The organism is Paraburkholderia sp. SECH2 (assembly GCF_030464795.1).
Classification (GTDB): domain Bacteria; phylum Pseudomonadota; class Gammaproteobacteria; order Burkholderiales; family Burkholderiaceae; genus Paraburkholderia; species Paraburkholderia aspalathi.
Genome location: NZ_JALPRH010000006.1, coordinates 213,993 through 234,386 on the forward strand (window position 1 = coordinate 213,993; position 20,394 = coordinate 234,386).

Consider the following 20,394-nt stretch of genomic DNA (forward strand, 5'->3'; position numbering starts at 1 on the left):
GCCCAAGCCCCAAAAAAAGCAGCAGGCGACGCGTCATTTTACTGCCTGTAAAGCACGTTTAACGCGCAGCCGCCTGGCCGCTTCAGTGCCGCTGGTCGGCCGCCGGTGTCACGCCTTGTGAGAGCGCATTCGCGACGAAAAGTTGCGCCACATCGACCGGATCGAATTCGTACCGTTGATTACAGAATTCGCAATGAATCTCGACGTGACCACGCTCTTCGATCACTCCGTCCACTTCTTCGCGGCCGAGCATCTTCAGCATCGCGCCGACTTTTTCGCGCGAACAGCTGCATTCGAAGCGCGTTGTAGCCGGTTCGAAATGCTGCACGTTCTCCTGCCAGAACAGACGGCGGAAAATCGTTGCCGGTTCTTCTTTCAGCAGTTCGTCTTGCGACATCGTGCCGCCCAGCGTACAGACGCGCTCCCACGTGTCCGCATCCAGATCGCCCGGGTGCGGGACGATGCCGCCGTCGCCAGGTAGCTTTTGCAGCAGCATGCCGACTGCGCGTTCGGTGTTCGCTGCGAGCCACAGGCGCGTGTCGAGCTGCTCCGAGTGATGCATGTAGTGCTCGAGCACTTCGGACATCGACTTGAGCGGGCCGTCCACACCCGAGAGCGGCACGATACTTTGATACGGCTGCTGGCCGGGCTGCTTGTCGCGCGGGTCGAGCGTGATCACGCAACGGCCATGGCCGCTTGCGTTGACCAGGTCGATCATGGAGGTGCTGTCGTCGATCGTATTGCCCGCTTCGCCGGAGAGCTTGGCGGTGGCGCGCATCGACAGGTCGGAGCTACATTGCACCACCAGCATCTTGGCCGGGCCGTCGCCGAAAATCTGCATGACGAGCGTGCCGTCGAACTTGAGGTTCGCCGAAAGCAGCGCGCACGCGGCCATCATTTCGCCCAGAATCGTCCGGACGGGCGCCGGATAGTCCCGGCGCGTCAGCACTTCCTGCCACGTATTGCGCAGCGAAACGATCTCGCCGCGCACCGGCGCCGCGCTGAACATGAATTTTTGCAACTGGTCGCTCACAACTTTTCCTCGGTCGAATGACGCAGCCTGATGCTGCGCCGTGCGCGCCGCGCGCCCGGCTGACTAGCCGATGCGCACGAGCTGCGCCTTGAAATATTCGCGGCGCTCGGCATAGCTTGCCGTGCCGCGCTGCATATTGGCGATATCCGTCTCGGTCAGTTCGCGCACCACTTTGGCGGGCGCGCCGAGAATCAGCGAATTGTCAGGAAACACTTTGCCTTCAGTGACGATGGCGCCCGCTCCGACCAGACAGTTGCGGCCGATTACCGCTCCATTCAAGACCACGGCCTGAATTCCGATCAGCGAGCCCTCCTTGATCGTGCAGCCGTGCAGCATGACCTGGTGGCCGATCGTCACATTCGGCTCGATCGTCAGCGGGAAGCCCGGGTCGGTGTGCAGCACCGCGTTTTCCTGGACGTTGCTGCCGGCGCCGAGGGTGATCGGCTCGTTGTCGCCGCGAAGCGTCGCGCCGAACCAGACGCTCGAATTTTCCTCGAGCGTCACATTGCCGATAATGTTCGCCGAATCCGCGACGAACACGCTTTCATGGATGGTCGGGGCTGCTTCGCCAAGCTTGTAAATTGTCACGCTGTCTCCTCTTGATCGGTCGCTACACGCTGTGCGGGCGGGCCGGGGCGGCGAAACCGGTTACGAAATGGGGCCGTTAAATGAGGCAGCTAAATAGGGCAACTAAAGCCAAACGCCCAAAAAGCGGTCAGAAGGCCCCCGATGAACCGGGCTGTCCTGCCGGCCTCGCGCCATAGGCACGCGAGATGGTCGAATCGAGTATTGTAAACGGTTGTGTGCTTAGGCCGCTCGGCGGTGCTGTAAGCCGTCCGCCGCCCAGCTTCGGCGACCGTCGCGCCTTCCGTCCTGCCTGTTGCCATTCCCTTTGCCAACCTGGTTGCCATGATTTCCGCTGCTTCGTCTGTTCCGCCCGCTCTGCCGATGTCGACGAATCCTGAGCATTGCCCAAATCGCGCGAACTGCGCGCGCAGCGCGGCGCTGGCCGCATTGCGCGAAATCGATCCGGCAAGCAAGGCAGCCGCAGCACGCGCCTTATATGCAGCGGTGCTCGAAGGCAGCCTCGCATGCTCCGCGGACCTCGAACTCGCGGAGCCGACCGACCTGCCGGGCCGTCCTTCACGTCCGGAACTGGTCGATCCGCGCAAACTGAAGCGCCGCAGCATGCAATCGCCCGAAGGGCGAGCCGTCTTGCTGCACGCGCTGGCGCACATCGAATTCAACGCCATCAACCTCGCGCTCGACGCCGTCTGGCGCTTTGCCGGCATGCCCGCTGCGTTCTACACCGACTGGCTCAAAGTCGCCGCCGAAGAGGCCCATCACTTCTCGCTGCTGGTCGCGCGGCTTGCGGAATTCGGCCATGCCTACGGCGATTTTCCCGCACACGACGGCCTCTGGGACATGTGCGAGCGCACCCGTGCCGACGTGCTGGCGCGTATGGCGCTGGTGCCACGCACCCTCGAAGCACGCGGCCTCGACGCCTCGCCGCCGATCCGCGCCCGCCTGCAGCAGGCGGGCGACCTGGCGTCCGCGGCGATTCTCGACGTGATCCTGCGCGACGAAATCGGTCATGTGCTGATCGGCAACCGCTGGTTCCGCCATCTGTGCGACGAGGGCGGCCTCGATCCGCACGCCACCTACACGCGCCTCGCCGACCAGTATCACGCACCGAAATTACGCGGTCCGTTCAATTTCGAGGCGCGTCGCGACGCCGGCTTCGACGAGGCCGAACTGGCTGCGCTGGTTGCTCTGGCCGGCCTCGACGCTGAGCAGTCGGCCCCGCCGGTCACTCAAGCCTCGGGTAACTGAAGCCTTTTTCCATAGCCGGACGCCACGCATCCTCCGGCTATCTCGTTATAATCGAACGACCATTCTTTTTTCGGGCGCGCCGTTCATGAATACATCCAGGTCTGAATTCGTCGCCGTGCGCGGCATCCGTCTGCACGTGCGGCGCTGGGGCAATCCGGACGCGCCGATGCTGTTCATGCTGCACGGCTGGATGGACGTGGCGGCGTCGTTCCAGTTCGTCGTTGACGCGTTGGGCGGCGACTGGCAGGTGATTGCGCCCGATATGCGTGGCTTCGGCCTGTCGGACTGGCCGGTCGCGGAACGCGGCGGCGGCAACTACTGGATCCAGGATTACCTCGGCGACCTGGACGCGTTGCTCGACCACTATGCGCCGACCGGCGAAGTCAATCTGGTCGGCCACAGCATGGGCGCGAATATCGTCTGCCTGTATGCGGGCGTGCGGCCGGAACGGGTTCGGCGCGTGGTCGATCTGGAAGGCTTCGGTCTCGCGCCGTCGCACTCGGCGCAAGCGCCCAAGCGTCTGCGCAACTGGCTCGACGAGTTGCGCGATCCGCCCCAGTTGAAGCGCTATGCGTCGCTCGACGACGTCGCCGGCCGTCTGATCAAGACCAACCCGCGCCTCGCTCCGCAGCGTGCGGAGTTCCTCGCCCAGCATTGGTCCAAGCCGGACGGAGAAGGGCGCTTCATGCTGCTCGCCGATCCGGCGCACAAACTGCGCGGGCCGACGCTGTACCGCCTCGACGAAGTGATGGCCGTCTGGCGCAAGGTCACGGCGAAAGTGCTGCACGTCGAGGCCGCCAACTCGCCCACGCTCGCCCAGATTGCTGGCGAGATTCCGCTCGACGAGTTCAAGGCGCGCTTCCAGGCTTTTCCGAACTGGCGCGAGAAGATCATCGATGAGGCGGGGCATATGGTGCATCACGACCAGCCCGAGCAGGTAGCCGCGCTGATCGAGGGCTTCTGCGCCTGAACCTTGCAAAAGGGTTTCGGCGCGCGGGCCATTATCGCGAGATAGCGCTGCGGCCATTTACTGCGTTGCAGTAAAATGAGTGCAGAACCTTCTCAAGACAAAGATGAACGCCGACCTCCATTGCCACTCCACCGTTTCCGACGGCCAGTTCGCGCCGGCCGATGTTGCGCGCCGCGCGCACGCGGGCGGCGTGACGCTGTGGGCGCTGACCGACCACGACGAACTGGGTGGCCAGCACGAAGCGCGCAGCGCCGCTGAGGCGCTCGGCATGGACTACCTGAGCGGCGTGGAGATTTCGGTTACGTGGGCGTCGCGCACCGTGCACATCGTCGGGCTCGGCATCGATCCGACCAGTTCGATCCTGATCGACGGCCTCGCGCGAACCCGTAACGGCCGCGCCGCGCGCGCCGAAGCGATTGGCGAGCAGTTGGCCACGCTCGGCATCCCCGACGCCTATCAAGGCGCGCTCAAATACGTCTCGAACCCGGACATGATTTCGCGCACGCACTTCGCGCGCTTCATGGTCGAAAACGGCTACGCCAGCTCGACACAGGACGTGTTCACCCGCTATCTCGGTGACGGCAAGCCCGGCTACGTGTCGCATCGCTGGGCGAAACTGGCGGACGCGGTCGGCTGGATTCAGGCGGCCGGCGGCGAGGCGATCATCGCGCACCCGGGGCGCTATGCGTACTCGCCGGTCGAATTCGACGCGTTCTTCGCCGAATTCATCGACCTCGGCGGTAAAGCGATCGAAGTGGTGACAGGCAGCCACACGCCGGATCAGTACCGCGAATACGCGGACGTCGCGCGCCGCTTTGGCTTCGAAGCTTCGCGCGGTTCCGACTTCCATGCACCCGGCGAAGGCCGTGTCGATCTCGGCACGCTGCCGCCGCTGCCTTCCGATCTCAAGCCCGTCTGGGAACGCTGGCTGTGATCGCGCGCCGTGCCGCGGCGGCACGATATGCGCGACTGTCCCCGTCCGAGGGGCGTGCTTTCGCCCGATCTTCCGCCCGGCTTTCCGTCTGCTTTCTCGGCCGCTTTTTCGCCCGTAGCCACGCCGTCACCCGCAGCCACCGTTAGTCAAAATGTCCCAATACTTTCGGCTTCATCCGGATAACCCGCAGCCACGCCTCGTCAAACAGGCCGTGCAGATCATCAATGACGGCGGCGTCGTCGCGTTGCCGACGGATTCGAGCTACGCGCTCGCCTGCCACCTCGACGACAAGGACGCGGTCGAGCGCCTGCGGCGCATTCGCGGACTCGACGAGAAGGCCTTGTTGTCGCTGCTGGTGCGCGATCTCTCGGAGCTGTCGAACTTCGCGATGGTCGACAACCGCCAGTACCGCCTGATCAAGTCGGTCACGCCGGGCCCGTACGTGTTTGTGTTGCAGGCCACCAAAGAGGTGCCGCGCCGCCTGTCGCACCCGTCGCGCAAGACCATCGGCCTGCGGGTGCCGGAGCACGCGATCACGCTGGCCATCCTCGAAGAACTCGGCCAGCCGCTGCTCGGCTCCACACTGATCATGCCGGGCGAAACCCAGCCGCTGAACGACCCGGAAGAAATCCGCGAACGGCTCGAGAAACAGTTGGACCTGGTGATCGACGGCGGCCCGTGTGTGTGCGAACCATCCACCGTGATCGATCTGACCGGCGCCGAACCGGTGCTGGTGCGGGCAGGGCGCGGTTCTCTCGCGCCCTTCGGTCTCGAAGAGACGGCATGAGTGAAAGCGGACAGACGCACGCAATCGCGTTGTTACAATAGCGAGTTATGGATTCTTCCCTGATACAGACCATTGCGGTTTACGCGTTGCCGGTGATTTTCGCGATCACGCTGCATGAAGCCGCGCATGGCTACGTCGCGCGCTGGCTCGGCGACAACACCGCGTACGTGCTCGGCCGCGTCTCCGTCAATCCGATGCGGCACATCGATCCGCTCGGCACGATCGCGATTCCCTTGCTGTTGTACTTCGCGACCAGCGGCGCGTTCATGTTCGGTTATGCGAAGCCCGTGCCGGTCGCTTTCGGCAATCTGCGCAATCCGCGCTGGGGCAGCCTGTGGGTCGCGGCCGCCGGACCGGGCTGCAATTTCGTGCAGGCGCTCGTGTGGGGCCTGATCGGCGTTGCACTTGCCGTGGGTGGGGTTGATGAGCCTTTCTTCACGCGCATGGCGGCAGCCGGCGTCGGCGTGAACCTCGTGCTCGGCGTGCTCAACCTGTTTCCGCTGCCCCCGCTCGACGGCGGCCGCGTGCTGATGGCGCTGTTGCCGCCGCGGCAATCGATCGCGTTGTCGCGCCTCGAACCGTACGGCTTTTTCATCGTGATGGCGCTCGTCATGACGGGCACGCTCACGCGCTATTGGCTGAGCCCGCTCGTCACGCTCGGCTACGGTGCGATTACCGCAATTCTGACTCCACTTGTTTCGCTTTTCTAAATAACCATGTTCCCAGACCGTATCTTCTCCGGCATGCGGCCCACCGGGTCGCTGCACCTCGGCCACTATCACGGCGTGCTGAAAAACTGGGTGCGGCTGCAGTCCGAGTACCCGTGTTTCTTCTGTGTGGTCGATTGGCACGCTCTGACGACGCACTACGAAACGCCCGAAGTGATCGAAAAGAACGTGTGGGACGTGCTGATCGACTGGCTCGCGTCGGGCATCGATCCGGCGCAGGCTACGCTCTTCATTCAGAGCAAGGTGCCCGAACATGCGGAACTGGCGCTGCTGCTTGGCATGAGCACACCGCTCGGCTGGCTCGAACGCGTGCCGACCTACAAGGAGCAGCAGGAAAAGCTGAAGGACAAGGACCTGTCCACCTACGGCTTCCTCGGTTATCCGGTGCTGATGGCGGCGGACATTCTGCTGTACCGCGGCTCGCTCGTGCCGGTTGGCGAAGACCAGGTGCCGCACGTCGAAATGACGCGTGAAATCGCGCGCCGCTTCAACTATCTGTACGGCCGCGAACCGGGCTTCGAAGAGAAGGCGAATGAAGCCGCGAAGAAGCTGGGCGGCAAGCGCGCCAAGCTTTATCACGAGCTTCGCAACGCCTATCAGCAGGAAGGCGACGACGAAGCGCTCGAGCAGGCGCGGGCGATGCTGCAGGAATCGCAGAGCCTGTCGATGAGCGATCGCGAGCGTCTGTTCGGCTACCTCGAAGGCTCGCGCAAGATCATTCTGGTCGAACCGCAGGCCATGCTGACCGAAGCGTCGCGCATGCCGGGTCTGGACGGCCAGAAGATGTCGAAGTCGTACGGCAACACGATCGGCCTGCGCGAAGACGCGGAAACGATCACGAAGAAGGTCCGCACCATGCCGACCGATCCGGCACGCGTACGCCGCACCGATCCGGGCGATCCGGACAAGTGCCCGGTGTGGCAGCTGCATCAGGTGTATACGGACGAAGCCACCCACGAGTGGGTGCAGAAGGGTTGCCGAAGCGCGGGTATCGGTTGCCTCGAGTGCAAGCAGCCGGTGATCGAAGGCATTCTGCGCGAGCAGCAGCCGATGCTCGAGCGCGCGCAGAAGTACATGGACGATCCGTCGTTGTTGCGCGCAATCGTCGCCGACGGCTGTGACAAGGCCCGCAAGTTCGCCACGGAAACGATGCGCGACGTGCGTGAGGCAATGGGCCTGTCGTACAACTGAGCGCGGCGCTGAAGCGATGAGCACTTCAGTTGCCACGTCGGACGGTCCCTCGCACGGAAACGGCGAACCGTCGCGCTGGGTGCGCCACTGGGCGCATCTGGTCGCGCCGGGCGGCGCGGTGCTCGACGTGGCGTCGGGGGCCGGGCGGCATGCGCGCTTCTTTGCATCGCTGGGCCATCCGGTGACCGCGCTCGACCGCGATGCGGCCGCGCTGGACCTGATGCGCGACGATCCGCGCATTGCCACGCTCGCGGCCGACATCGAAGGCGCCGCATGGCCCTTGCCTGCCGACGCGAAATTCGCCGCGATCGTGGTCACGAACTACTTGCACCGGCCGCTGTTTCCTCAGCTGTTGAGTTCGCTCGCGCCCGGCGGCGTACTGGTTTACGAGACCTTCGCGCAAGGCAACGAAAGGGTCGGCAAACCGTCTAATCCGGCGTTTTTGCTTGCGCCGGGCGAGCTGCTCGAGGTGGTGCGCGGCCACCTTCGCGTGGTCGCATTTCAAGACGGATTTCTCGCGCAGCCGCGCCCGGCCTACGTCCAGCGGATATGCGCAATTATGGAGGCGGATCGCTCAGCCGAGCGTGCAGATGCGGCACCCCCGCGTTGTTACGAGCTGGCTGGCTAATCCGCTACAATCGCGGTTTACCTGATCAAATTCATGGCGTTTCATGACTAACGGCAATCAAAGCAGCACTGGCGGCGTTCAGATTCGCGGCAGCATCCCTGCCATCATTACTCCGATGCTCGAAGACGGCGGCCTCGATCTGCCGGCGTTTCGCAAACTGATCGACTGGCATATCGCAGAGGGTACGAACGCGCTGGTCGTGGTCGGCACGAGCGGCGAGTCGGCCACGCTGTCGGTCGAAGAACACGTGCTGATGGTCAAAACCGCAGTCGAGCACACAGCGGGCCGGATTCCGGTGATCGCGGGCTCGGGCGGCAATTCCACCACTGAAGCCATCGAGCTCACGCAGCAGGCGAAAGACGTCGGCGCGGACGCTACGCTGCAGGTCGTGCCGTACTACAACAAGCCGACCCAGGAAGGCATCTATCGCCACTTCGCGAAGATCGCCGAAACCGTCGATCTGCCGGTGATTCTGTACAACGTGCCGGGCCGCACGGTCGCGGACATGAGCAACGAAACGATTCTGCGTTGCGCGCAGGTGCCGGGCATCATCGGTGTGAAGGAAGCGACCGGCAATATCGATCGCGCCGCGCACCTGATCAAGTCGGCGCCGGCCCATTTCGGCATCTACAGCGGTGACGATCCCACGGCGATCGCGCTGATGCTGCTTGGCGGCCACGGTAATATTTCGGTTACCGCGAACGTCGCGCCGCGCGCCATGAGCGATCTGTGCAAAGCTGCGCTTGCCGCGGACGCGAAGACCGCCCGCGAGATTCATCTGAAACTCCTGTCGCTGCATAAGAACCTGTTCATCGAGTCGAATCCGATTCCGGCGAAATGGGCGTTGCAGCAATTGGGTCGTGTGCAGGGCGGAATTCGCCTGCCGCTCACGCCGCTCGACGCGCAATACCACGAAGTGGTGCGCGGCGCGCTGCGCGAAGCGGGTCTGTTGGGCTAAGCGGGCTCAAACCCGCGCCCCCAGCGCTCAAGAAAGCCTGCCACCGGCATTCCCTTAACCGACGTCGATCCAGCCCACGTTCCCGGCACACAGAACCAGGCACCGCGTTCCAGCATCACGAAGGACCTCATGAAACGTTCCGCACTTTCCCTCCACGCAACCCGCATGGCGGCGCTGGCGCTTGCCCTGGTAACGCTCGCCGGCTGTGACACGCTGAACGACTGGTTCGCCTCCGACCGCGTCAACTACAAGGGCGCGGGCAGCGCACCGCCGCTCGCCGTTCCGGGTGACCTGAGCACCGCCCCGACCGACGGGCGCTATGTTGCGCCGCCGGCCAACCTGGCACTGGGCGGCGCGCAGCAACGCGCGGTCACGGCGGCGGGTAATTCCACCGAAGGCCAGCCGAATGCGCAAGACCCGCTGGGCATGCACATCGAGCGTGACGGCGATCGTCGCTGGCTGGTCGTCGACGGCCGCACGCCTGAACAACTGTGGCCGCAGCTGCAGGAGTTCTGGCAGGAAAACGGCTTCGCGCTGAAAACCGATGCGCCGGCCACGGGCATCATGACCACCGACTGGGCTGAAAACCGCGCCAATATTCCGGACGACTGGTTCCGTCGCACGGTCGGCAAGGTGATCGACTTCGCTTACTCGTCGGGCACCCGCGACAGCTTCCGCACGCTCGTGTCGCGCGGGCCGGCTGAGACGACGGACATCTCGATCACGCATAGCGCGATGGAAGAAATGCTGACGGGCCAGGACAAGACGTCGTCGCGCTGGGAAGAACGTCCGCGCGATCCGGCGCTGGAAGCGCTGTTCCTGACCAAGCTGATGCAGAAGTTCGGCCTGACCGAAGCGCAGTCGAAGCAACTCCTGACCGATGCCCGCTCGGCCACCGCGCCGGCCACGATCGACCAGAGCGCGGGCGCATCGACGCTCGACTTGCAGGAATCGTTCGACCGTGCATGGCTGCGCGTGGGTCTCGCGCTTGACCGCACCAACTTCACGGTCGACAACCGCGACCGCGCGAAAGGCATCTACTACGTGCGTTACGCGGATTCGATGCAGGAACTGAAGAAGGAAGGGCTCTTCGGCAAGCTGTTCTACAGCGGCAATTCGGCGAAGAAGCCGGGTCAGGAATTCCTCGTCAATGTGCGCTCGAAGGGCGACACCGTGACGCAGGTGGCGGTGCTGGACGCGAACGGGCAGGTGGATAACTCGTCCGACGCGCAGCGCATCGTGACGTTGCTGCACGCGCAACTGAACTAAGCGGGCTGTGCGCTTCGCCAGTCTCGGCAGCGGCAGTGAAGGCAATGCCTTGCTGGTGGAAGCGCAATGCGGCGCGACCACCACGCGCGTTCTGCTCGATTGCGGCTTTTCGGCCAAGGAAGTCGAGCGGCGTCTAACGCGGCTCGGCGCGGGCGTCGAAGGTCTCGACGCCATTCTGATTACACATGAACACAGCGACCACATTGGCAGCGCGCTGACGCTGGCGCGCAAGTGGTCGATTCCGTTGTACATGAGCTGGGGCACCGCCCGCGCGGTGGGCGCCGACGAAGCCGACGTCGACCTGCAGGTGCTGTGGGGCGACGAGGCGGTGGCGATCGGCGACCTCAGCATCCTCCCTTACACCGTTCCTCACGACGCCCGCGAGCCGCTGCAGTACGTGCTCTCCAACGGCGCGAGCCGGCTTGGCGTGCTGACCGACGTCGGCACTTCCACGCCGCATATCAGCGCGGTGCTGAGCGGCTGCGACGCGCTGGTGCTCGAATGCAATCACGATGTGCGAATGCTGGCGGGTAGCCGGTATCCGCAATCGCTGAAGGCGCGTATCGGCGGCAATCACGGGCATCTGAACAACGAAGCCGCGGCTGAAATCCTGGCCTCGCTCGACCGTTCGCGCTTGCGCCATCTGGTGGCCGCGCATCTGAGCCAGCAGAACAACACGCCGGAACTCGCGCAGGCCGCCATGGCGGGTGTGTTGGGCGCCGCGCCAACCGAAGTGGTGGTCGCCTCTCAGGATGAGGGCTTCGCCTGGCTGAGCTTGTGATTCGTCTCTGATTGACTGGCATTTGACATTGCCAGGCTCGGTGATTCACCGCTGACTTGCCGGCAGTGCAAAGAAAAAAGCCCATGACGATTGCTCGTCATGGGCTTTTTCTTCAAGGCCGAAGTTTCGCGCGCCGCGCCTTGCGTCAGACTTAGTTGCGGTTGCCGCCGAAGATGCCGAGCAACGCGAGCAGGTTGACGAACACGTTGTACAGATCCAGGTAGATCGCGAGGGTAGCGGTGATGTAGTTCGTTTCACCGCCGTTCACGACACGCTGGACGTCGAACAGCATGTAGGCCGAGAAGATCACGATGGCCAGCACCGACACCGTCAGCATCAACGCCGGCAGGTGCAGGAAGATGTTAGCGACCGAAGCCAGCAGCAGCACGATGACGCCCATGAACAGCCACTTGCCGAGGCCCGAGAAGTCACGCTTGCTGACCGTGGCGATCGTTGCCATGGAGGCGAAGATCACACCAGTGCCACCAAAGGCCAGCATGATGAGCGACGGGCCGTTCGAAAAACCGAGCACGAAGCTCAGGATGCGCGACAGCATCAGGCCCATGAAGAACGTGAAGCCGAGCAGCACAAACACGCCGATGGCGCTGTCTTTGGTTTTCTGGATGGCGAACATGAAACCGAAGGCGATCGCGAAGAACGCCAGCATGCTCATGCCGGGGCTGGTGGCGGCGAACAGCGAGAAACCGGTTGCCACGCCCACCCATGCGCCGAGCACGGTCGGAATCATGGACAGCGCTAGCAGCCAGTAGGTGTTCCGTAGTACGCGGTTGCGTGTTTCGACCGTGCTGACTGCGCCATTGCGGCCAAAGCTATACGGATGATCGTTCATGGTCTCTCCTTACCTCAGAAGCATGTTGCGTAATGGTTGTGCCGCGGGTTGCGCAGCAGGTGGTGCGTCAGGTAGTGCGGCGCCGGCCGGAATGCTTGCCGCCAGTCGCAGGGTGTTCATCCCTAAGATTGGCGCGGTGGCAGGGAGTTTCAATACCCAGAAAATGTCCACACGACCTACGCTACCAGTATTCAGAAACTCCTGCTTGGAGTCTTTCAATGTTGTAAGGGTTCAATCGCAATCATACACTGGAACATGCTACAATAGCGGATTCATTTGAATCTGTAACCTCTTAATTTTTTGGAGTTTTTATGGCGATCGAACGCACCCTGTCGATTATCAAGCCGGACGCAGTGGCCAAGAACGTGATCGGTCAGATCTACAGCCGTTTCGAAAACGCTGGCCTGAAGATCGTGGCTTCGCGCATGGTCCACCTGTCGCGCGCTGACGCAGAGAAGTTCTACGCTGTGCACGCTGCACGCCCGTTCTTCAAGGACCTGGTCGATTTCATGATCTCGGGCCCGGTGGTCGTGCAAGCGCTGGAAGGCGAAAACGCGATCCTGAAGCACCGCGACCTGATGGGCGCAACGGATCCGAAGAAGGCAGAAAAGGGCACGATCCGCGCTGACTTCGCTGACAGCATCGACGCTAACGCGGTGCATGGTTCGGACGCCGCTGAAACAGCTGCAGTTGAAATCGCGTTCTTCTTCCCGCAAGTGAACGTCTACTCGCGTTAAGCGGGTTTAGGCAGGTTTGAGCGTGTCTGAACGCGCTTGCCCTGCAAGGCGCTATCCGCGCGATTCGTGCGCTGCCGTTGGATTTGTCGCACGAATCCGCACGAACAGCCCGGCAAAGTAGTAAGGTAAAGCAGCAGGAATGGGCGCGAACGGCATTGCGTTCATGCAGCTTGTTGCATGAACGTAGTCTCGCACTGAAATGGCAGGATTCGATATGACGAGCAGTCCCACCGTCAACCTTCTCGACCTCGACGCCCAAGGGCTTGTCGCTTACTGCGACAGCCTGGGCGAGAAGCCGTTTCGCGCCAAGCAATTGCAGCGCTGGATCCACCAGTACAACGCTGCTGACTTCGACGGCATGACCGATCTGGCGAAGTCCTTGCGCGAAAAGCTCAAAGGGCGCGCAACGATCACGATGCCCGGCATCGTCAGCGACAACATTTCGACTGACGGCACACGCAAGTGGCTGATCGACGTCGGCAACAGCAACGCGGTTGAAACCGTCTATATCCCCGAAGAAACGCGTGGCACGCTGTGCGTGTCGTCGCAGGCGGGGTGCGCGGTCAACTGCCGTTTCTGTTCGACCGGCAAACAGGGTTTCTCCCGCAATCTCACCACCGGCGAAATCATCGGCCAGCTGCGTATGGCCGAGTTCGCGTTGCGCGCGACGCGCGGCACGGATGGCGGCCGCGCCACGGGCGGTGACGGCAAAGGCGAGCGTGTCGTCACGAACGTGGTGATGATGGGTATGGGCGAGCCGCTGCTCAATTACGACGCGGTGGTGCCCGCCATGCGCCTGATGCTGGACGATAACGCGTACGGCCTGTCGCGCCGCCGCGTCACACTATCCACTTCGGGCGTCGTGCCCATGATGGACCGGCTTGGCGCCGATCTGCCGGTGGCGCTCGCGGTCTCGCTGCATGCCCCGAGCGACCCGCTGCGCGACATGCTGGTGCCGCTGAACAAGAAGTATCCGTTGCGCGAATTGATGGCCGCTTGCCAGCGCTATCTGAAAGTCGCGCCGCGCGATTTCATTACGTTCGAATATTGCATGCTCGACGGCGTGAACGACAGCGAAGCGCAAGCGCGCGAATTGCTGGCGGTTACGCGCGACGTACCGTGCAAGTTCAACCTGATTCCGTTCAATCCGTTCCCTGAATCGGGCCTCATCCGCTCGAAGCCGGAACAGATCAAGCGGTTTGCACAAGTGTTGATGGACGCGGGCGTCGTCACCACAGTGCGTAAGACACGCGGCGATGATATCGATGCTGCCTGCGGTCAGTTGGCCGGTGCGGTGAAAGACCGCACGCGCCTCGCTGAGCGCACCGGGAAGGCGGCGAAGATTATCGAGGTGCGCGCCGTGTAATCGCGCGAGATAGTGGGGCGCGACCGTTCGGAGGAAAGCGATCCGGGCGTGTGAAAACGCTCCACGCCTCCGCGGTTGAAAAGAAAGTTTGCAGAAGCGATCGGAAGCGGCACACAAGGCCGCGCATTTTGTTATAAACGGTCTGCGATTCGGGCGTGAGGCTTTGGCCCGTCCGGGTTGCACAAGTGAAAAAGAATCGACGCGAAAGGATTTGGGATGAGTGAGCCGCAGCACCCGCAGCCGCAGCCGCAGGACACAGACACAAACGAAGGCCATCCGGCGCCAGTCGCCCGGGCGGTAGTGCAGCCTGTTGAGCAGCCGGGCCCGGCGAGTTTTGATTCCCTGGCGGCAGTTGGCGCGCGCTTGACCCAATTGCGTGAATTGAAGGGCTGGACGATCGAAGACGTGTCGGCGCGCCTGAAGGTCTCCGTCACCAAGCTGCGTGCGCTCGAATCGGGCGACATCAGCCATCTGCCGGACACGACCTTCGCGCTCGGCGTGGTGCGCAGCTACGCGAAGATGCTCGGCGCGGATCCCACGCCGTTTACGCAGGCTTTGCGCCGCGAGAAGGGTGTGCCCGCGCCGGATCTGTCGATGCCGGCATCGTCGGGCAAGGATTTGCCGCGCGGTCGTGTATCGCTGTCGCTCGGCGGCAGTGGACAAAAGAGCCGCTCATGGCTGTGGGGCATTGCAGCGATCATCGTCGCGGTGATCGCGCTCGGCATGTGGCATACCAATGGCGGTGATTCGTCGGCGTGGCTCGCACGATTGAAGGCGAGCGCCAACGGCGCGGCGGGTGGCGCGACCGGTGCATCGGGCGCGGTGGCGCAGGGTCAGCCGGCAGGTTCCGAGGCAACCGCGGAAGACGCGGCTTCGGCCCCGGAAGCGCAGGCCGCAACGGATCACGCAGCGTCGGGTACGCCGATGCCCGCCCCGCTGGCAACCGGTGAAGCGCCGTCTCCCGCTCCGGCGGTCACGGCAGCAGCAGTCGCCCCGAAGGCCGGTTCGCAGGTTCAGGCGGCGGCGCAAGGCGCGAGCGCGCCGGTGGTCGCCGCGATAGGCGCATCGGCGGCAGCGGATACGGCGGCGCCGGCCGCGGGTGAGGCGATCATTGCGTTGCGCGTGACGCAGGACAGCTGGTTCAGCGTGCGTGGCAAGGACGGCAAGGAAGTGTTCTCCGGCCTCGTGCACGCAGGCGATACGAAGGAAGTGACGGGCGCGGCCCCTTTCAAGGTCACGGTCGGCAACAAGGCGGGTCTCGAGTCGCTTACGCTCGATGGTCAGCCAGTCGATCCGTCGAAATATTCGGCAGCCAAGGGTAATGTGGCGCGCTTTGCGTTGCCTTGATAGATACGGTATGCGTCGCGGCCAACCGGTTCGCGGCGCTTTTTCAATTCAGGCGCTACGTCTTTTGTGTGGCGCATGCGGCGTAAATGGGTTTTTCGATGCAATCCGAAGCTCAATCCCAATCCAGTAGCAAGATCGTTTCAAACGAGCCGGTGTTCGGCGGCCACGCTGTACGGCGCAAGTCGCACGCGGTCGATGTCCGTTGGGGCGGCCAGCTCGTCACCATCGGCGGCGATGCGCCTGTGCGCGTCCAGTCGATGACCAACACCGACACCGCGGACGCGATCGGCACGGCGATCCAGATCAAGGAACTGGCGCAAGCCGGTTCGGAACTGGTGCGTATCACGGTCAATACGCCGGAAGCGGCGGCGGCCGTGCCGGCGGTTCGCGAGCAGCTCGACCGCATGGGCGTGTCGGTGCCGCTGGTCGGCGATTTTCATTACAACGGCCATTTGCTGCTGCGCGATTACCCCGCGTGCGCGGAGTCGTTGTCGAAGTACCGGATCAATCCGGGCAATGTCGGCCACGGCGCGAAGCGCGACACGCAGTTCGCGCAAATGATCGAAGCGGCGGTGAAGTACGACAAGCCGGTGCGGATCGGCGTCAACTGGGGCAGCCTCGACCAGGACCTGCTCGCGAAGATGATGGACGAAAACGCCGCGCGTTCCACGCCGTGGGAAGCGCAGAGCGTGATGTACGAAGCGCTGATCCAGTCGGCGATTGGCTCGGCGGAGCGCGCGGTCGAAATCGGCCTGCCGCGCAACAAGATCATTCTGTCGTGCAAGGTCAGCGGCGTGCAGGATCTGATCGCGGTGTATCGTGAACTCGCGCGCCGTTGCGACTTCGCGCTGCATCTGGGTCTGACCGAAGCGGGCATGGGGTCGAAGGGCATTGTGGCGTCGACCGCTGCGTTGTCGGTGTTGCTGCAGCAAGGCATCGGCGACACGATCCGTATCTCGCTCACCCCGGAACCGGGTGGCCCGCGCACGGGTGAAGTGATCGTCGGTCAGGAAATTCTGCAGACCATGGGCCTGCGCTCGTTCACGCCGATGGTGATCGCGTGCCCGGGTTGCGGCCGCACCACCAGCACGCTGTTCCAGGAACTGGCGTCGCAAATCCAGACCTATCTGCGCACGCAGATGCCGGTGTGGCGCGATCAATATCCTGGCGTCGAAAAGATGCACGTCGCGGTGATGGGCTGCATCGTCAACGGTCCGGGCGAATCGAAACAGGCGAATATCGGCATCAGCTTGCCGGGTTCGGGCGAAAATCCGGCCGCGCCGGTGTTCATCGACGGCGAGAAGGTCAAGACGCTGCGCGGCGAGAACATCGCGCAAGAATTCCAGCAAATCGTGAGTGACTACGTCGAGCGCCGCTATGGCCGCGCCGAAGCACTCAACTAAATACCGCCAATCGAAGACAGATGACTGAACAGAAGAAAAAGCTCGAAAAGTTGTCCGGTGTGAAGGGCATGAATGACATCCTTCCGCAGGACGCCGGGCTGTGGGAATTTTTTGAAGCGACCGTCAAGTCGATGCTGCGCTCGTACGGATACCAGAATATTCGTACGCCGATCATCGAGCATACGCAGTTGTTCAAGCGCGGTATCGGTGAGGTGACCGACATCGTCGAGAAAGAGATGTACAGCTTTACCGACGCATTGAACGGCGAAAATCTGACGATGCGCCCGGAAAATACGGCGGCTGTGGTGCGTGCGACGATCGAGCACAACATGCTGTACGACGGGCCGAAGCGCCTGTGGTACATCGGCCCGATGTTCCGTCACGAGCGCCCGCAGCGCGGCCGTTATCGCCAGTTCCATCAGGTCGGCGTGGAAGCGCTGGGCTTTGCCGGTCCGGACGCCGACGCTGAAATCATCATGATGTGCCAGCGTCTGTGGGACGACCTCGGCTTGATGGGCATCAAGCTCGAGCTCAATTCGCTGGGTCTCGTGGAAGAGCGCGCGGCGCATCGCGTCGAGTTGATCGCGTACCTCGAAAAGCACATGGACGTGCTCGACGAAGAAGCGAAGCGTCGCCTGTACACGAACCCGCTGCGCGTGCTCGACACGAAAAATCCGGCTATGCAGGAAGTCGCGCAGAACGCGCCCAAGCTGATCGATTTTCTCGGCGAAGAATCGCGCGCGCACTTCGAAGGCCTGCAGCGGATTCTGAAGGCGAACAATATTCCGTTCACGATCAATCCGCGTCTCGTGCGCGGTCTCGATTATTACAATCTGACCGTGTTCGAATGGGTGACCGACAAGCTCGGCGCGCAAGGCACGGTCGCGGCCGGCGGCCGTTACGATCCGCTGATCGAACAGCTTGGTGGTAAGCCGACGGGCGCATGCGGCTGGGCCATGGGCGTCGAGCGTATCCTCGAATTGCTGAAAGAAGATCAGCTCGTGCCGGAAGACGAGGGCTGCGACGTATACGTGGTCCATCAGGGCGACGCGGCGCGCGAACAGGCCTTTATCATCGCCGAGCGTTTGCGCGACACGGGTCTCGACGTGATCCTGCATTGCAGCGCGGACGGTCAGACGGCGAGCTTCAAGTCGCAAATGAAGCGTGCTGACGCGAGCGGCGCGGCATTCGCGGTGGTCCTCGGCGAAGACGAGATTGCGAACGGCACGGTCGGCGTCAAACCGCTCCGTGATACAAGTTCTAACGGCGGTAAAAACGAGCAACATAACGTGCCCGCCGAAGACTTGACCGAATTTCTAATCAATGCGATGGTTGCAACCGCCGAAGACGGCGACGACTGATCGCGATGTCGTCGGGCCCCTTGGCTCGACACGCACACGTATCAAGAAAGAGGAAATCGCCGGGCGATGAGTTACCACGACGAACAAGAATCGATTGAAAGTCTGAAAGCATGGTGGACGCAGTGGGGCAATGCAACCACGTGGATCGTGCTGGTGGCCCTGGTTGCCGCCGCCGGCTGGAACGGCTGGAATTTCTGGCAACGGCGCCAGGCCGCGGAAGCCGCGGTGCTGTATGACCAGGTGCAGCAGGCCGTGGCATCGGGCGACAAGGCGAAGATCACGCGCGTTGCCACCGATATGGAAGACAAGTTCAGCCGCACCGCGTATGCGCAGATGACCGCGCTGGGCGCCGCCAAGGCGCTGTACGCCGCGGGTGACGAAGCCGCCGCGAAGGCCCAGTTGCAATGGACCATCGATCACGCAAAAGACGACGAGTTCAAGCAGATCGCCAAGCTCCGTCTGGCTTCGCTGCTGCTCGACGACAAGGCTTACGACCAGGGGCTCGCACTGCTCGCCGAACCGCAGTCCGATGCGTTCAAGGGCATTGTGGCGGACGGCCGCGGTGATCTGCTCGCCGCCCAAGGCAAGCGTGACGATGCGCGCGCTGCCTACAAGCTTGCCCTCGACTCGCTGTCGAAAAACGATAGCTCGGCTCGCCAGTTGATTCAGTTCAAGCTGGATGCGCTGGGCGGCTAATCGCCGCATGCAGCGCGCCGCATGACACGACCAACCGGTCTCCTTTAACTCATTTCCTGAATGCTTCGTCCACCGATGAATCTGCTGAAACGTTACGCTGTGCCCGTTGCCTGTGCGATGACCGTGCTCACCATGGCGGCTTGCTCATCCACGAAAGACGAGCGCCGCGAGCCCACGCCGCTCACCGAGTTCAAACCCGTGCTCGACGTGCAGCAGGCGTGGAAGACGAGCGTCGGCAAGGCGGGTCGTTACCTGTTCTCGCCGGTCGCGGTCGGCAACGCGGTGTACGCGGCGGGCGCGAACGGCTCGGTTGCGAAGATCGACGCGCAAACCGGCAAGGACATCTGGCGCGTCAAGTTGCGTGACGATCTGTCGGCCGGTGTCGGCAGCGACGGCACGCTCACGGCGGTCGGCGGCCTGAAGGGCGATGTCTACGTGCTCGGCGCGGACGGCAAACAATTGTGGACCGCCAAGGCGCCTGGCGAAATCATCTCGCCGCCGCTGGTCGGTAACGGCCTCGTGGTTGTGCGCACGGTCGACGGTCAGATCGTCGCGTTCAACGCGCAAACTGGCGAGCAGAAGTGGAATTATCGCAATCGCGCGGTGCCGCTCAACCTGCGCGTGTCCTCGGGCATGACGTTCGCGGGTGACGCGGCGGTGCTGGCCGGCTTCCCGGGCGGCGCCTTCGCTGCGATCAACCTGCAGACCGGCGACAACTACTGGCAGACCCCGGTGTCGTATCCGAAGGGTGTGACGGAAGTGGAGCGCATCAACGACGTGACAGGCCCGCCCACGCTGCTCGGCTCGGAAACCTGCGCGGTGACGTTCCAGGGTCAGATTGGCTGCTTCGACGCGAACTCGGGCCGCGCGGTGTGGGAAAAGGCGTTTTCGAGCACGAGCGGTCTCGCGCAGGATGACCGTGCCGTGGTGGCGGCCGACGACTGGTCGGTGGTGTCGGCATTCGACGTCAGCAACGGCGCGACGCTCTGGAAGAACGACAAGCTGAAGAATCGCGAACTCAGCGTCCCGTTCATTCTGGGTCATGCCGCCGTGCTGGGCGACTATCAGGGTTACGTGCACTTCCTGTCGCGCGACGACGGTACACTCGTGGCCCGTGTGAAGACCGACGGCACCCCGATTACCGCAGCGCCGGTGCTGGCCGGCGAAACGCTGGTCGTGCTGACACACGACGGCGATCTGTACGGCTACCGTCCGCGCTGATCGCGCAGGCTATTGGCAGTCAAACGTCGTCAAACGTGCAGGCCGGCTTCGCCGGCCGCACGCGTTTTTGTTGTATAGCTGGGCAACTAGAAATATTCCGCCGGACTGGCTGGTCCGGCAAGTCGGATCAGAAACGGCCCATGTGGCCATCGGTGGCTGCTTGCGGCGCCACCTTCGACGGCATCCTGGTCGATACGCAGAGAATCGTATCGAACCGGCGTGTGAGCCGTTGAGCAAGAAAGACTGAAGCTGGCGGCCCATTGGCGCCGCCCCATACAGCCAAACCCCCGTCCGCCCGGGT

Annotated in this window: 20 protein-coding genes; 17 read left to right on the forward strand and 3 right to left on the reverse strand. The window is 63.1% G+C overall.

All coding sequences use genetic code 11. The annotated features are described in order from the left end of the window. Nucleotides 1-82 precede the first annotated feature (82 nt). Both hslO and M0D66_RS13925 read right to left on the reverse strand, forming a co-directional pair. Nucleotides 83-1,033: an Hsp33 family molecular chaperone HslO gene (gene hslO, locus M0D66_RS13920; protein ID WP_200565519.1), complete on the reverse strand. Its 951-nt coding sequence runs from the start codon at nt 1,031-1,033 to the stop codon at nt 83-85. A gap of 63 nt (nt 1,034-1,096) precedes the next feature. Then, the gene (locus M0D66_RS13925; RefSeq protein WP_172173977.1) at nt 1,097-1,621 is read right to left on the reverse strand and encodes a gamma carbonic anhydrase family protein; all 525 of its coding nucleotides are present in this window, start codon (nt 1,619-1,621) and stop codon (nt 1,097-1,099) included. Between the two features lie 360 nt (nt 1,622-1,981). On the opposite strand from M0D66_RS13925, the gene M0D66_RS13930 reads away from it, so the two are divergent. The 10 genes from M0D66_RS13930 to M0D66_RS13975 all read left to right on the forward strand — a co-directional run bounded on the left by M0D66_RS13930 (nt 1,982) and on the right by M0D66_RS13975 (nt 11,112). Continuing rightward, a complete protein-coding gene (locus M0D66_RS13930; protein WP_234486489.1) occupies nt 1,982-2,866 on the forward strand; it encodes a ferritin-like domain-containing protein in 885 nt (294 codons plus the stop codon). Nucleotides 2,867-2,951: 85 nt separating this feature from the next. Continuing rightward, nucleotides 2,952-3,836, forward strand: coding sequence for an alpha/beta fold hydrolase (locus M0D66_RS13935; protein ID WP_093633537.1), 885 nt, complete (start codon nt 2,952-2,954; stop codon nt 3,834-3,836). A 103-nt stretch (nt 3,837-3,939) separates the two neighbouring features. Further along, entirely contained in the window at nt 3,940-4,770 is an 831-nt protein-coding gene (locus M0D66_RS13940; protein WP_211706233.1) for a 3',5'-nucleoside bisphosphate phosphatase, read from the forward strand. A gap of 151 nt (nt 4,771-4,921) precedes the next feature. After that, nucleotides 4,922-5,557: an L-threonylcarbamoyladenylate synthase gene (locus M0D66_RS13945; RefSeq protein ID WP_054038207.1), complete on the forward strand. Its 636-nt coding sequence runs from the start codon at nt 4,922-4,924 to the stop codon at nt 5,555-5,557. Nucleotides 5,558-5,604: 47 nt separating this feature from the next. Next, nucleotides 5,605-6,267 (forward strand): site-2 protease family protein, encoded by a 663-nt coding sequence (locus M0D66_RS13950; RefSeq protein WP_093633535.1) that lies wholly within the window; start codon nt 5,605-5,607, stop codon nt 6,265-6,267. 6 nt (nt 6,268-6,273) lie between these two features. Continuing rightward, the gene (locus M0D66_RS13955) at nt 6,274-7,476 is read left to right on the forward strand and encodes a tryptophan--tRNA ligase (RefSeq protein ID WP_093633534.1); all 1,203 of its coding nucleotides are present in this window, start codon (nt 6,274-6,276) and stop codon (nt 7,474-7,476) included. 16 nt (nt 7,477-7,492) lie between these two features. Beyond that, nucleotides 7,493-8,104, forward strand: a complete 612-nt coding sequence (locus M0D66_RS13960) for a bifunctional 2-polyprenyl-6-hydroxyphenol methylase/3-demethylubiquinol 3-O-methyltransferase UbiG (protein WP_266210908.1) — start codon at nt 7,493-7,495, stop codon at nt 8,102-8,104. Nucleotides 8,105-8,147: 43 nt separating this feature from the next. Beyond that, nucleotides 8,148-9,062 carry a 4-hydroxy-tetrahydrodipicolinate synthase gene (dapA, locus tag M0D66_RS13965; protein WP_093633532.1) on the forward strand — a complete coding sequence of 305 codons (915 nt, stop codon included), beginning with the start codon at nt 8,148-8,150 and terminating at the stop codon, nt 9,060-9,062. A 129-nt stretch (nt 9,063-9,191) separates the two neighbouring features. Further along, nucleotides 9,192-10,331 (forward strand): outer membrane protein assembly factor BamC, encoded by a 1,140-nt coding sequence (bamC, locus tag M0D66_RS13970; protein ID WP_211706235.1) that lies wholly within the window; start codon nt 9,192-9,194, stop codon nt 10,329-10,331. A 7-nt stretch (nt 10,332-10,338) separates the two neighbouring features. After that, a complete protein-coding gene (locus M0D66_RS13975) occupies nt 10,339-11,112 on the forward strand; it encodes an MBL fold metallo-hydrolase (protein ID WP_175053688.1) in 774 nt (257 codons plus the stop codon). Nucleotides 11,113-11,263: 151 nt separating this feature from the next. Here the strand turns inward: M0D66_RS13975 and M0D66_RS13980 are convergent, their stop codons facing one another. Next, nucleotides 11,264-11,962 (reverse strand): Bax inhibitor-1/YccA family protein, encoded by a 699-nt coding sequence (locus M0D66_RS13980; RefSeq protein ID WP_120343664.1) that lies wholly within the window; start codon nt 11,960-11,962, stop codon nt 11,264-11,266. Between the two features lie 311 nt (nt 11,963-12,273). On the opposite strand from M0D66_RS13980, the gene ndk reads away from it, so the two are divergent. From ndk to bamB, 7 genes are all read left to right on the forward strand, one after another. Further along, nucleotides 12,274-12,699: a nucleoside-diphosphate kinase gene (ndk, locus tag M0D66_RS13985; protein ID WP_012433533.1), complete on the forward strand. Its 426-nt coding sequence runs from the start codon at nt 12,274-12,276 to the stop codon at nt 12,697-12,699. A gap of 214 nt (nt 12,700-12,913) precedes the next feature. Next, nucleotides 12,914-14,065, forward strand: a complete 1,152-nt coding sequence (rlmN, locus tag M0D66_RS13990) for a 23S rRNA (adenine(2503)-C(2))-methyltransferase RlmN (protein ID WP_028199529.1) — start codon at nt 12,914-12,916, stop codon at nt 14,063-14,065. 216 nt (nt 14,066-14,281) lie between these two features. Continuing rightward, nucleotides 14,282-15,412: a helix-turn-helix domain-containing protein gene (locus M0D66_RS13995; protein ID WP_211706236.1), complete on the forward strand. Its 1,131-nt coding sequence runs from the start codon at nt 14,282-14,284 to the stop codon at nt 15,410-15,412. Between the two features lie 86 nt (nt 15,413-15,498). Beyond that, a complete protein-coding gene (gene ispG / locus M0D66_RS14000; RefSeq protein ID WP_200650615.1) occupies nt 15,499-16,815 on the forward strand; it encodes a flavodoxin-dependent (E)-4-hydroxy-3-methylbut-2-enyl-diphosphate synthase in 1,317 nt (438 codons plus the stop codon). Between the two features lie 20 nt (nt 16,816-16,835). Beyond that, entirely contained in the window at nt 16,836-18,176 is a 1,341-nt protein-coding gene (gene hisS / locus M0D66_RS14005; protein ID WP_093633527.1) for a histidine--tRNA ligase, read from the forward strand. Nucleotides 18,177-18,242: 66 nt separating this feature from the next. Further along, nucleotides 18,243-18,872, forward strand: a complete 630-nt coding sequence (locus tag M0D66_RS14010; RefSeq protein WP_054038226.1) for a tetratricopeptide repeat protein — start codon at nt 18,243-18,245, stop codon at nt 18,870-18,872. 75 nt (nt 18,873-18,947) lie between these two features. Further along, a complete protein-coding gene (gene bamB, locus M0D66_RS14015) occupies nt 18,948-20,093 on the forward strand; it encodes an outer membrane protein assembly factor BamB (protein WP_093633526.1) in 1,146 nt (381 codons plus the stop codon). Nucleotides 20,094-20,394: the final 301 nt, after the last annotated feature.